Genomic DNA, 12,976 nt, shown 5'->3' with positions numbered 1-12,976 from the left:
ACCGTGCCTTGCCCGGCTGCAACCATCAGGCAGCGAGTTGCGGCGCAGCGGGGAAGTCCACCGGTACGCGCGTCGTTGCGTGCAGATAGTTCGTGACGGTCTTGTCGCCGATCACGACGATCGTGTCGACCAGATTGGCCTTGGTCCACCCCGCGGCGAAGAACGCATCGACGAGCGCCTGATCTGCGTGCCCGCGGTTGACCGCGATGTTCTTCACCAGGCGCGCGAGCGCATCGAACTTCGCGTCGAAACTTGCCTTGCCACCGCGGATTTCGAGAATCTGTTCGTCGGTGAAGCCGTTCATCTTGCCGATCATGGTGTGTGCGGCCAGACAGTATTCACAGCCGTTGACCTGGCTCACGACGAGGTTCACGATTTCGCGCGCCTTGCCGGTGATACTGCTCTTCGCGTTCTGGAACGCGAGGTAGTTGCCGAGCGCATGCTCCGAATGGGCGAGCGTCGCGTACAGGTTGGGTACTGTGCCGAGACTGCTCTTGAGCTTGTCGAAGATGGCCTGGTTAGCCGGGGAAACTTCGTCGCGCGTCGGGACATTGATGGTGGTCATGGTGATGCTCCTGAGTAGAAAAGATGAATAAAGCCAGGTGGAAAAACTCGTGCGTTATTGCGCGGTATAGGCGCCGTCGACTGCAATGTTCTGTCCGGTGAGGTAGCGCGCCTTGTCGCTCGCAAGGAAGACGATGGTCTGGGCGATCTCGTCCGGAGTCGCGGCGCGGCGCGCCGGTATCGTCGCGAGGAAACCGGCCTTGCCCTCCTCGCTCCCGCCGGCAAAACGGTCGAACATTTCGGTCGCGACAGGACCCGGCGCCACGGCGTTGACGCGCACGCCTGCGGCAGCGCCTTCGAGCGCCGCGCTCTTCGTGAGACCTTCGACCGCATGCTTGCTGGCTGCGTAGACGGACGCGCCCGCAATGCCGACCTGGCCCGCGATCGACGAGAGATTGATGATCGAACCCGCGCCCTGCGCCAGCATCACGCGCATTTCGTGCTTGAGCGACAGCAGCGTGCCGAGCACGTTGACCGAGAACGTGTCTTCGTAGTTGGTCGCCGTCTGCTCGACGATCGGCGCCAGTTGACCTTCCGTGCCGGCGTTGTTGACGGCCACGTCGAGGCGTCCGAAACGCGCCACGGTTTGCTCGACCAAGCTGCGTACTTCCGCTTCGAAGCGCACATCGGCGCGCAGGAATTCGGCTTCGGCGCCAAGCGCACGCAATTCGGCGGCAAGCGCCTGGCCTGCTTCTTCGCGCCGGCCGCTGACGACCACGCGGTTTCCTTCGCGAGCAAAAGCAAGAGCGGTAGCGCGGCCGATGCCGGTCAGCGCGCCAGTGATAAGGACGACGGGTGAGTTCATGTCGGTACTCCTTGAGTTGGGTTGTGTCGAATCGCGTTTGCGATGACTGCACTTTGACTGATTCCAGATTGGGGATATAGATGGTGTATGCTCATATTACTGATTCCATACAGGAATATATCGAGCAAAATGGACAAGCTGCAGGCAATGAAGACGTTCGTGCGCGTGGTGGAGGCCGGCAGCTTTTCCGCGGTCGCGCACGAGGCCGACACGACGCAAAGCGCAGTGAGCAAACAGGTCGCGGCACTCGAGCGCGAGCTGGGCGCGCGGCTGCTGACGCGAACCACGCGTTCGCTTGCTCTGACCGAAGAAGGTGAACACTATTTCGAGCAGGCGCGGCGCCTCGTCGCGGAAATCGCGGAGGCCGAAGGCGCGCTGCGGCGCGGCGAGCAGCAACTGACGGGCTGGCTGCGGATCGCGGCGTCAGTCGGTTTCGGGCGCCTCAAGCTCATGCCATTGGTTCAGTCGTTTCTGGCAGAGCATCGGGGTGTGAAGATCGACCTGCGCCTGAGCGATGGTTTTGTCGATCTCGTGGAACAGGGGATCGACGTCGCGGTGCGGCTCGGCGATCTGCCGGACAGCAGCCTGATCGCGCGTCGCGTGGGAACGGCCCAGCGAATGTTGATGGCGCATCGCAGCTACGTGCGCTCACTGCCCAAAGGAACGAAAGCGCCACGCGCCCCCGACGACTTGAGTGGGCACAACTGCATCGTCTACACCGAACTGGCGATGCGCAACGCGTGGCGTTTTACGGCAGGACCCGGCGCGACAGATCCGGTGGGAACCACGCGCATCGTGCGGGTCGAAGGTAATCTGCAAACCAACAGCAGCGAGGTCATGCGGGCCTCGGTGCTCGCGGGTATGGGTATCGGCTATTCGCCGACGTGGCTGTTCGATGACGAGCTAGCCAGTGGCGAAGTGCAGCGGATGTTGCCGGACTGGGACACGATCCCGATCCCGATCCATCTGGTGAGCCCACTGGAGCGCCGGCATTCGGCCAAGGTCAAAGCGTTCGCCGAACATGTCGGAAAGGCGATGGCCCGGGGCTGAAAGTCGACGCCACGCACTGGCAAAAAACGCTCAGCGGCATCGAAGCGCACAAGCCCGCTACCATGCGCCGCTGGCTCGGGCAGCCGGCGGCATGGGCAAACCATCTGTCGAGCGTGATGACGGCCCAGCGAGGCTCGCGCCGCCCGTATCACGTCCCGGCGTTAACGAGCGCCTTCGGCACGGCGTGTTGCTGCAAACCCCATTTCGCCAGGATCTTCTGGTAAGTGCCGTCGGCGATCAGTTGGTTGAACGCATTGGTCAACGCCGTATTGAGCGCCGCGTTGTCCTTCGACATACCGAGCGCGGTGTACTGCGACAGGAATGGCTGGCCGATCGGCGCGTACGCGTTCTGCTCAATCGAGTTCTGGTACGGCAAAGTTTCGCCGCCCTGCACCGCCGCATCGATCCGGTTCTGGCGCAACTGCATGCGCGCGTCCGACGAGCCATCCGTACCGATTACCTTGATGGGCGGCTTACCTGCCTTCACGCAATGCTCATCGCTCCACTTCGCGGCATCGTTCACAAACGATGTGCGGCGGCTCGTTCCGACGGTCTTGCCACACAACGCATCCATCGTCGCGAACTCTCCCGCACGCGCCTTCGTCGTGTAGAACTGCGGACCGGTCGTGATGTAGTCAAGGAAGTTCACCGCCCCGCGGCGCTCGGGAAGATCGGTCATGCCCGACAGGATCACGTCGACGCGCTTCGTCGTCAGCGCGCTCATCATCTGGTCGAAGCTGGTTTCCTGCCACTCGAGCTTGACGCCGAGCTTAGCGGCGAGTGCTTCGCCGAGATCGACGTCGAAGCCCATCAGCTTGTCGGTGGCTGGGTCCTTGTATTCGAACGGCGGATAGTTCGGCACGATCGCCGCGACGAGCGTGCTCTTGCCAATTGACGAAGCAGTTTGCGCATGAAGCAGCGGCGCATGCAGCGCCACGACGCCAACTACCAGGGTGAACCATTCACGCAAACGAAGGGACGCGTTCATAGAAACTCGCTTGTTAGAAGAATCTGAAAAACGGGTCCCAGCCGGAACCCGCGGTTGTGATCAGGAAAGCACGGCCGAGATGAAATCCTGCGTACGTTTATGTTTTGGCTGCCCGAGCACCTGATCAGGCGTGCCGGTTTCCACCACCTGCCCCTGATCCATGAAGACCACCCGGTTGGCCACCTCGCGTGCAAAGCCCAGTTCATGCGTCACCACGATCATCGTCATGCCGCTTTTCGCGAGATCCCGCATCACCGCCAGCACCTCGCCCACCAGTTCCGGGTCCAACGCCGAGGTCGGTTCGTCGAACAACATCAGTTGCGGATGCATCGCCAGTGCACGTGCAATCGCCACCCGTTGCTGCTGTCCACCGGACAGTTCCACCGGAAATGCATCGCACTTGTGAGCGAGCCCTACCCGCTTGAGCAACGAACGCGCCTCTTCTTCCGCCTCCGCGCGCCGCCGCTTGAGAACCTGCACGGGACCTTCGATCACGTTCTCCAGCACCGTCTTGTGCGGGAACAGGTTGAATTTCTGGAACACCATGCCGGTCGCCAGACGCTGGCGCGCCACCTGCCGCTCAGAGAGTTCGTGCAGCCGGTTGCCCACCCGCCGGTAGCCCGCCAGTTCGCCGTTCACCCACAGCGCCCCGTCGTTGATCTTCTCAAGCTGGTTGATACAGCGCAGGAACGTGCTCTTGCCCGAGCCCGACGGCCCGATCACGCACAGCACCTCGCCTTTGGCCACATCCAGCGTGATGCCCTGCAACGCCTTGAACTCGCCATATGACTTGCGCACGTCGACCGCGCGAACGATTGAATTCATTTCGGCTCCTTGTCCTGTCGTCACCGGCGCCTTCATTGCCGGCCCGATGCACGTCCCGCCCCGCGGGCGTAGTGCCGCTCCACCCGCGACTGCGCGAACGACAACACCGTCACCACCACCAGATACCAGACCCCGGCCACCATCAGCAGCTCGATCACCCGTGCATTCGCGTAGTAGATGTTCTCGGCGTTGTGCAGCATCTCCGCGTACTGGATCACGCTCGCGAGTGACGTCAGCTTCACCATCCCCACCAGCTCGTTGCCGATCGGCGGCACGATCACCCGCATCGCCTGCGGCAGAATCACCCGGCGCAGCGCCTGCAGCCGCGGCATGCCGATCGACTTGGCCGCTTCATACTGACCCGTGTCCACCGACAGCAGCCCCGCGCGCACCACTTCCGAGGTGTACGCCCCCTGGTTGATCCCTAGACCCAGCAACGCCGCGAGGAACGGCGTCATGACGTCCACCGTGCGGAATTCGAACAGGCCCGGGATGCCCATCGACGGAAACACCAGCGCCAGGTTGAACCACAGCAGCAGTTGCAGGATCACCGGTGTGCCGCGAAACAGCCACACATAGCCTTGCGCGACCGTCTGCAACACCGGATTGGGCGACAGCCGCATGATCGCGGTGATCACGCCGAGCACCACGCCCAGCACCATCGCCAGCACCGTCATCACGATTGTGTTGACGAGGCCGTTCAGGATCGAGCGCGCCGTCAGGAACCGCGCGACGTAACGCCATTCGATCTGGCCGTGCGCGAACGCCAGCACCACGTACCCAATCAACGCGATGATTGCCGCTGAGGCCACATAACGGCCCCAGTAGCGGCGCCGTACATGTTCCAGATGCGAAATGTCGGTGACGTCCTCACTCATCTCTGTCATCTGCTTCTGAGCCTCCGCGGGCAGTGCCGCCCTATCGTTGGAAACGCTTACCATGATGGCCCCCTGTAGTCGGCCGCCCACGCGGTCTGCTTGTCGATCGCCACACGCAGCCGGGTGATCTGCTCTTCCACGCGAGCCGGTGCCGTGCCGCCGTAGCCGCTGCGCGCGGCCACTGCGGCTTCGAGCGTCACGTGTTCCAGCACCGACGCCTCCAGCCGCGCATCCACCTGGGCCAACGTCGCCACCGACACCTCACCCAGCTCGATGCCCTGCTCTTCACACGCCCTCACCAGCGCGCCCGTGATCTCGTGCGCCTCGCTGAACGGAATACCGCGCAGCGCGAGCCAGTCGGCTACCTCCGTGGCGAGCGTGAAACCCAGCGGCGCCTGGCGGCGCATCTCGGCCACGTTCACCTGCATCGTGCGGATCATGCCAGCCATCGCGGGCAATACCAACTCCAGCGTGTCGATGCTGTCGAACGCGGCGATCTTGTCTTCCGCCAGATCGCGGTTGTACGCGAGCGGCAGCGACTTCAGCGTCGCCAGCAGGCCGCCAAGATTGCCGATCAGTCGTCCCGCCTTGCCGCGCGTGAGCTCCGCGATATCCGAGTTCTTCTTCTGCGGCATGATCGAGCTGCCCGTGGCGTAGCCATCGTCCAACACGACCCAGCCGAACTGCCGTGTCGTCCACAGGATCACTTCCTCCGACAGTCGCGACAGATTCACCGACAGCATGCTCGCAATGAACACGAACTCCGCCACGTGATCGCGTGAAGCGACGGCGTCGATCGAGTTTTCGCAGGGTGCGTCGTAGCCGAGCTCGGTGGCTGACAACTCCGGGCTGAGGCAGATCGCCGAGCCCGCCAGCGCTGCCGCGCCCAGCGGCGAGCGCGCGCTGCGCCGGTCCCAGTCCACCAGGCGATCGACGTCGCGGTAAATCGACTGCGCGTGCGCCAGCAAATGATGCGCGAACACGACCGGCTGCGCCGGCTGCAGATGGGTAAAGCCCGCCGTCACGCTGCGGGTGTGCGCATCGGCCTGTTCGATCAGTGCGTTCTGCAAATCGATCACCGCGTGCGCCAGCGTGCGTGCCTTGTCGCGCAGGAACAGGCGCAGGTCGTTGGCCGCCTGGTCGTTGCGCGAGCGGCCCGCGCGCAGCTTGCCGCCGATGGCGCCCAAACGTTGCGTCAATTCGCGTTCGAGGAACGTGTGCACGTCCTCGTCATCCTGCGACGGTCCGATCTCGCCTGCAAGGTACTGCGCTTGCAGTTTGTCCATTTCGCCCAGCAGTTGCTGCAATTCTTCTTCGGTCAGGATCTGAGCGCGGCGCAGTTCCTGCGCATGCGCGCGGGAACCGGCCAGATCGTACGGCGCGAGCCGGAAGAAGCTCGGATCCGAACGCGATAGCGCCTTGAGCGCCGCCGACGGCCCCGACTTGAAACGCCCGCCCCACAAACGCTCGATCGGTTCAGAAATATTCATCGCTGCTAGTCCCCTCCGTTAAGTTGACTCCACTGTACGTATCCAGTTTTTCTTCTTGTAGCGAGAATTAAATTCCGGTCAAATGAAATTTTTCTCAGCATCTCTTCCCGCCTCATGAGAAACCGTCTGCCACCGCTCAATCCTCTTCGTGCGTTCGAAGCCGCCGCGCGGCGCTCGAGCGTGGCCGGCGCCGCGCAGGAGTTGCACGTGACCGCCAGCGCGGTCAGCCATCAGATCCGCATTCTCGAAGAGTCACTCGGCGTTACGCTGTTCGTCAGATCAAAGGCGCGCGTGAAACTGACGCGCGAAGGCGAGGCCTTGCTGCAGCCCGTCAAAAACGCGTTCGACATGATCGCCAACGCCGTGGTCAAACTGGACTCACCCGAGATGGCCGGCGATCTCGTCGTGTCCACGCCGCTGCTGTTCACGTCACGCTGGATGGCCCGGCACATCGGCGAGTTTCTCGACCAGTACCCGGCGATCAATCTGAAAGTGATCCCCTCCAACGACGACCGCGAAGTGTATTCGCCCGATGTCGACGTATGCGTGCGCTACGGAGAAGGCCGCTGGCGCGATCGCCACGTCACGCTGATTACGCATCCATCGCTGTTTCCGGTGGTCAGTCCCGCCCTGATGAACGGTCCCAACGCGATCCGCAAGACCGAAGATCTCGCGGGCAAAGCGCTGTTTTGCGAGCACTCGGGATCGTGGATGCGATGGCTCGCGCATGCGTCGGCAGACAAACTCGAGGGCATCAGGATTCTTGAAATCGGCAATGCGCATATCGGTATCGAAGCGGCGATTCACGGTCAGGGTGTGGCGCTCGGCGACAGTTTCTCGGTGCGGGACGACCTGATGGACGGCACGCTGATCCGGCCGTTCAACATCACCGTGCCGTCGAGGCACGCGTATTACCTGGTGTCCCGGCAAGAGTTGTCCGATACGCCGCTCGTGTCGGCATTCGCCATGTGGCTTAGCGAGAACGTGGAATGACCTAGGTGCTTCAATGGTCCTTCGCACCGTTCATCGTCACCTGCTGAACCGCGCTCGATTGCAGGCCCCACTTCGCCACGATCGCACTGTATGTGCCGTTGGCGACCAGCTTGTCGAGCGCGGCCCGCACCGCATCGCGCAGCTTCGGGTTGGATTTCGCAAAGGCGATGCCTTCAGGCGAAGCCGCGAACGGTTCTCCAATGGGCTTGTAGGTGTTCGGTTCGAGCTTCATTGCGTACGGCAGCGTTTCGCTGCCCTGCACGCCCGCGACGATTCGCCCCTGCTTCAACTGCATACGCGCAGATGACGTGTCTTCCGTACCCACCACCGTGACCGGCGTCTTGCCGACGCAGTTCTTCGCACTCCATGCTGCGGTGTCCGCCGGGAACGACGTGCTGCGACTCGTACCGACCGACTTTCCGCACAGATCCGCCGACTGCCGGATCTCGCCGCCATACGCGCCCGTCAGGATGTAGAACTGCGCGCCTGAATTCAGGTAATCGAGAAAATCCGCCGTATCGCGGCGCCCCGGCACGTCGCTCAATCCGCTCAGCACCATGTCCACACGCCCGGTAGCGAGCGAGGGCAGCAATTGTTCAAACGCCGACTCCTGCCAGTCCAGCTTGACGCCGAGTTGCTTTGCAATCGCATTGCCGAGGTCGATGTCGAAGCCGGTCAGTTCGCCGCTCTCCGGGTCTTTGTATTCCATCGGCGGGTAGATCGAGTTCACCGCGACCTTGATGACCTTGGCCTTGGCGATCGAATCAGGCAACGCTTGCGCGTGGGCAGCAGCGCCGAAGAGAAATGTCGACAGGCAGACTGCCATCAAACGGGACGCAGCGCGCAGCGGGTTCAGCTTGGACATGGAGGACATACCTTTAAAGAATTGAACGCTTGTCATCGAAACCATTGAGTTTCCGTCACGGCCTGTCGCGCTACCGCAGCGCGGGTTTAGCATCGGCGTCGCCGCCAAGCCACGATAGAAGCGTGCGCGCGTCGGCGAGATTGTCCAGATCGAGTACCGCATCGGCAAGCGCATTCGCCGACGTGTCGTCGAGCGCCATGGCGGCCAGGGTGTGGTACTTCGACAGCAAGTCCGCATCCGACAACGGATTGCGCGGATCGCCGAGCGGCGTGAGCACCTGCTGCGAGCGCGGCATCTCATCGGCGATCGTGAGCGTGACGATGGGCTCGTCCAGATCGGACATCGCTGGATCGACTTCGAGCGTGATGCGCTCCATCATCGCGGCCATGCGCGGATCCGTTCGGGCAGCCTCGAGATAGGCGGCAATCCCCGCGTGGCCATAGACCAGCACCGAAGCAACCGCATACGGCAAACTCATTTGCGACGAGGCCAGGTTGCGCAATTCGCGGCCGCCGCACATGCCTTCGACGAATGCGCTCAATCTGACGTGCACGCTGGATAGCCTGTCCGGGTCACATTTGATGTCACGCAGCAGATCGAGCGTGGCATCCACCGCTGCATGCGTGCTGCGGCACGACGCGTGCGGCTTGATCGAGCAACGCATGATCTTCCACGTGTCGCCCAGTTCGTGCAGCAAGGCTTCGGGCTTCTGCGTGTCGGGAGCGAACGCATTGAAGAAGCCGCCCCATACGTCCGCGAACACCTGCGTCGGGCCGGTGACGTTTTCCCTCGCCAGCAATGCCGCCAGCAGTCCACCTTCAGCCGCGCGGCCGGTGTGCATGCGCTTCGTTTGCGACGCGTCGTGAATGAAACCCCATAGGCCGCCGCTGAAGCTGCCCGCATGGCCGAACGCCGCGCCGGTTTGCACGGCATCGAGCCCGAGGAGGCGCGCACTTGCCGCCGCCGCGCCGAACACGCCGCAGGTCATCGTAGAATGCCAGCCGCGTGCGTTGTGCGGCGAATATCCGCCGCATGCTTCGAGCACGCGCCTGCCGACGTCATAGCCGAGCACCACAGCCGCAAGAAACGCCCGCCCCGATACCGGTCGCGGCGAGCAGGCAAGCGCCGCGAATGCCGCGGGCAGCACGACGGCGCCGGAATGATCGCAGCCGCCGGAGTCGTCGAGTTCCAGCGCATGTGCCGCGACACCGTTGACGAAGGCCGCGCTGCGCGGGCCGAGCGACTGCCGTGTGCCCCACACATGCGCCACGCCTGGCCCGTCGCCGGACATGACCGCCCGCGCGCTGCGCGACTCCATGGCCGCGGCGCCGGCCAGCGACGCGCCGATCGTGTCGAGGATATGCCGCTTGGCCTTATGGACGACGGCAACAGGCAGCGCGTCGTTGGGTACGCCGGCGACGAACGCCGCCAGTTGCTCCGACAGCGACAGATCACGCGCGCTCATCGTGCGGCCTCCCGATGCCTTGCAAAAACCTCGACCGGATGACCCGGCTCGTTACCGTCGACGTTCTGCCGCCACCAGGCCGCCACTTCCGCGCCCGTCGCGAACCACACGTCGTCGTGCGAACGCATCTCCGCTAGCAATTCGCGCAACACGTCGATACGTCCCGCCGTACCGATGAGCTCCGGATGCAGTCTCAACACAAAGCACAAACCGAAGCGACGGAACGCCGCGAAATCCTGCTTCCAGTTCGCCAGCACTTCCCGATACGAGGGAATCCGCGGCTGTCCGACCGGTACTGCAGGCGACAGGTTGTAGACGAAGTACGGTTCGTCTTCGAGTTCATAGTGAAGCGGCAGTTCGACCAGCGGCGGCGTGTCGCCAGCCGCCACTGTCCCTGCATTCGCATCCGCGTCCGGCAGATGAAAATACGGCAGATCGTCGCCGCGCCATGACGACGACCACGTGACGCCTTCGCTGCGCAGAAAGTCCGCTAAGCCCGGCGCCCAATTGCCATAGAAGGAACGAAAACCCTGCACGCGCCGACCGAGCGTGTCGACGAGCGCTTGCTGACCGGCAAGGAACGCTTGTCGTTGCTCATCGAACGTGAGTGTGTCGAAGTTCTCGCAGCGATATCCGCTCGTGCCGATTTCGTGTTGCTGCGCATCGATACGGTGCAGCAAGTCCGTATGAGTTTGGGCAACGCGTCCGGGCAAGAACCAGCTCGAGCGGACATCGAACTCATCGAACGCGTCGAGCACGCGATCCACGCCCCGTTTCGCGCCATAGCGCCACACCGAAAGCGATTTCTCGCGGCCGGCGATACGCGGCTCCTGAGTCAGGATGCCGTGTTCGTCGTTGAAGTCGACCGTGACGACCACTGCGCAGCGCGCGTTGTGTGGCCAGTGAAGTGCATTCATGCGCTGAACTCCTGCGCGTGTCCCGACGTATTGTTATCGAGCCACCATTGCGCGACGTCGCGGCACGTGGCGAACCATACGTCGCCTTGTGCGTGCATGTGCTCGATCAGTCTTTCTAGCAGCGCAATACGGCCAGGTTTGCCGGACACCTTCGGATGAAACAGCGTGGTCAGGCAGAGTCCGTCGCGATGCGAGCCGTCGAATTCACGACGCCAGTTGTCGAGCGTCGTGTCATAGCTCGCAATGCGGTCGAGGCTCGCCGGAAAATCCGGGTTGCGGTGATAGGCCAGCGACGCATAATCGTCGAGCTCCCAGCGGCCCGGAATTTCGACCATGGGCTCGGCGATGCCCTCGGCGTGCAGCAGATAAGGACGATCGTCGCCCCGCATCGAACTCGAATAGCGCACTCCGGCCTCCATCAGCACGCGAATCGTGTCCGGCCCCCAGTCGCCCGACGGCGTGCGAAAACCAACCGGCTGCATGCCGAGATATTTGGCGAAGACTTCCGCGGAGCGTTCCATGACTTCGCGCTGGCCGTCGCGATCCAGAGTCCAGAAAGCCTCGTGCCGGTAGCCGTGGTAAGCGATCTCATGGCCGCCCGCGATGATCGCCGCACACTGATCCGGCCAGTTTTCGACCACCCAGGCCGGCACGAAGAAAGTCGCCGGCACGCGCCGCTCGTTGAGCATATCGAGCAGACGGCCAAGCGCGCGCCACGGGCCGTAACTGCCCAGGGTGAAATACGAAGGGTTGGTCCAGATCGAACCGTTGAGCATTGCATCGCCGGTCGGGCCGTCGAGATCGAACGCGAGCGCGACGCAGGAACGGTGTCCTTCCGGCCAGCGCGGCGCGGTCTGAGTCGGCTGGCGCGCGACATATTCCATTTGAGAAACGTTGCCCGATTCCTCGGACGCACTTGCACTGTGTGCATGGCTTTGCGACGCGGGCATGCCCTGTTGCAGGGGCAACGTAACGGTAGATCGGACCAAACGAAAACTCCCTTGAACGCATTGTTCGACGCGGCGTCGATCCGGCGTTTCTGCCCGCTACGAAAGGCAAACCCGTTGCTCAGCGCCGGCGTCGCGGCACTCACTGCAAGGCTACTTCGGGGGTGGAAATCCGGATTCGTTGAAGGGATTTAAGAACGCCAATTTTCCGGCCACAAACGGTAAAATCTCATGGTTACCATGCGAGTTGTGCATAAATGAAGATCGAACGCTATCCTCCCTTCAACGTGCTGCAAACCCTGCTGGTGGTCGCCCGCTGCGGCAACTTCACGGCTGCATCGCAGCAGCTGTTTCTCAGCCAGAGCGCGGTGAGCCGGCATATTCAACAGATCGAGGAGTATTTCGGTTGCGCGCTGTTCGTGAGGCACACCCGCATGGTCGTGCAGACTGCGGAGTGTCAACGGCTGGTGCCGATCGTCGAAGAGTTGCTGGCAACCGCGCGCCGCTCGATGCACATCACGAACTCCGGCGGCCAGACCATTACCCTGCGCGTCACGCCCACGCTGGCGGCGCGCTGGCTGGTGCCGCGCCTGACCGACTTCTATGCTGAAGTTCCAGGTACGCAGTTGAATATCGACACCGCATGGTTCCTGCCAACCAACTTCGGCGAAGGCACGCTCGACGCCGCGATCCTGTTCGGAACCGGCAATTGGGAAGGATTGGAAGCCACCTGTCTGATGCGCGAGAGATTGACGCCGGTCTGCTCGCCGCAGATCGCCAGCGGCACACCCCCGCTCGTGGAGCCCGAAGATCTGAAACAGCACACGTTGCTGCATTCCAGCTTCGGCCGGCGGGGGTGGATTCTGTGGCTGCAGCAGGAAGGCAACCTTGCCGCGCATACGTATCGGGAGCAGGTGTTCGACACGCTGGACCTCGCATTCAGCGCCGCGGCACGCGGGTTGGGTGTGGCGCTGGGGGATCTGAACCTGGTCGGAGAGAATCTCACAAGCGGCTCACTGGTGACGCCGTTCAAGCGCGTGGTGGAGACCGGGGCTGGATATTATCTGGTGCATCCGCCGCGCAATGAATATCGCGAGAAATTGAAGCCGCTTCTTCGGTGGTTGCAAGCGAGTGTTGCGGCGTAATCCGCGGCAGCGCGCGTGGTTCACAAGCACGCGACATCGGTTCG

Annotated in this window: 13 protein-coding genes; 3 read left to right on the top strand and 10 right to left on the bottom strand. The window is 62.9% G+C overall.

Going from position 1 to position 12,976, the window contains the following annotated elements:
• Positions 1-25: 25 nt before the first annotated feature.
• The gene (locus P3T25_RS28900) at positions 26-565 is read right to left on the bottom strand and encodes a carboxymuconolactone decarboxylase family protein (protein WP_171927331.1); all 540 of its coding nucleotides are present in this window, start codon (positions 563-565) and stop codon (positions 26-28) included.
• A gap of 54 nt (positions 566-619) precedes the next feature.
• Complete coding sequence (locus tag P3T25_RS28895) at positions 620-1,369, bottom strand: SDR family NAD(P)-dependent oxidoreductase (RefSeq protein ID WP_429360212.1); 750 nt, start codon at positions 1,367-1,369, stop codon at positions 620-622.
• A gap of 129 nt (positions 1,370-1,498) precedes the next feature.
• Here P3T25_RS28895 and P3T25_RS28890 point away from each other — a divergent pair, with 129 nt between their 5' ends.
• Positions 1,499-2,419, top strand: a complete 921-nt coding sequence (locus P3T25_RS28890; RefSeq protein ID WP_171927329.1) for a LysR family transcriptional regulator — start codon at positions 1,499-1,501, stop codon at positions 2,417-2,419.
• A 148-nt stretch (positions 2,420-2,567) separates the two neighbouring features.
• On the opposite strand, the gene P3T25_RS28885 is transcribed toward P3T25_RS28890, so the two are convergent.
• Genes P3T25_RS28885 through argH form a run of 4 tightly spaced genes read right to left on the bottom strand, consistent with a single transcriptional unit; the run spans position 2,568 to position 6,600 of the window.
• Positions 2,568-3,407 carry an ABC transporter substrate-binding protein gene (locus tag P3T25_RS28885; RefSeq protein ID WP_266240305.1) on the bottom strand — a complete coding sequence of 280 codons (840 nt, stop codon included), beginning with the start codon at positions 3,405-3,407 and terminating at the stop codon, positions 2,568-2,570.
• A 60-nt stretch (positions 3,408-3,467) separates the two neighbouring features.
• Positions 3,468-4,232: an amino acid ABC transporter ATP-binding protein gene (locus P3T25_RS28880; protein WP_154560802.1), complete on the bottom strand. Its 765-nt coding sequence runs from the start codon at positions 4,230-4,232 to the stop codon at positions 3,468-3,470.
• 32 nt (positions 4,233-4,264) lie between these two features.
• Positions 4,265-5,119, bottom strand: coding sequence for an amino acid ABC transporter permease (locus tag P3T25_RS28875; protein ID WP_154560820.1), 855 nt, complete (start codon positions 5,117-5,119; stop codon positions 4,265-4,267).
• 47 nt (positions 5,120-5,166) lie between these two features.
• Entirely contained in the window at positions 5,167-6,600 is a 1,434-nt protein-coding gene (argH, locus tag P3T25_RS28870) for an argininosuccinate lyase (protein ID WP_429360208.1), read from the bottom strand.
• A 114-nt stretch (positions 6,601-6,714) separates the two neighbouring features.
• On the opposite strand from argH, the gene P3T25_RS28865 reads away from it, so the two are divergent.
• Positions 6,715-7,593 (top strand): LysR substrate-binding domain-containing protein, encoded by an 879-nt coding sequence (locus P3T25_RS28865; protein WP_429360206.1) that lies wholly within the window; start codon positions 6,715-6,717, stop codon positions 7,591-7,593.
• A gap of 10 nt (positions 7,594-7,603) precedes the next feature.
• Here the strand turns inward: P3T25_RS28865 and P3T25_RS28860 are convergent, their stop codons facing one another.
• The 4 genes from P3T25_RS28860 to P3T25_RS28845 form a co-directional block, all read right to left on the bottom strand.
• Entirely contained in the window at positions 7,604-8,458 is an 855-nt protein-coding gene (locus tag P3T25_RS28860) for an ABC transporter substrate-binding protein (protein ID WP_429360204.1), read from the bottom strand.
• 70 nt (positions 8,459-8,528) lie between these two features.
• Positions 8,529-9,923, bottom strand: coding sequence for an MmgE/PrpD family protein (locus tag P3T25_RS28855; RefSeq protein WP_266240309.1), 1,395 nt, complete (start codon positions 9,921-9,923; stop codon positions 8,529-8,531).
• Positions 9,920-10,840: a polysaccharide deacetylase family protein gene (locus P3T25_RS28850; protein WP_266240310.1), complete on the bottom strand. Its 921-nt coding sequence runs from the start codon at positions 10,838-10,840 to the stop codon at positions 9,920-9,922. Before P3T25_RS28850 ends, P3T25_RS28855 begins: the two co-directional genes overlap by 4 nt.
• Positions 10,837-11,724, bottom strand: a complete 888-nt coding sequence (locus P3T25_RS28845) for a polysaccharide deacetylase family protein (protein WP_429360201.1) — start codon at positions 11,722-11,724, stop codon at positions 10,837-10,839. The genes P3T25_RS28850 and P3T25_RS28845 overlap by 4 nt, the downstream gene beginning before the upstream one ends.
• A gap of 320 nt (positions 11,725-12,044) precedes the next feature.
• Here P3T25_RS28845 and P3T25_RS28840 point away from each other — a divergent pair, with 320 nt between their 5' ends.
• A complete protein-coding gene (locus tag P3T25_RS28840) occupies positions 12,045-12,932 on the top strand; it encodes a LysR substrate-binding domain-containing protein (protein WP_429360199.1) in 888 nt (295 codons plus the stop codon).
• Positions 12,933-12,976 lie beyond the last annotated feature (44 nt).

Source organism: Paraburkholderia sp. GAS32, assembly GCF_050434225.1.
In the GTDB taxonomy this organism is placed as follows: domain Bacteria; phylum Pseudomonadota; class Gammaproteobacteria; order Burkholderiales; family Burkholderiaceae; genus Paraburkholderia; species Paraburkholderia madseniana.
This window is presented reverse-complemented; position numbering and strand designations above follow the sequence as displayed.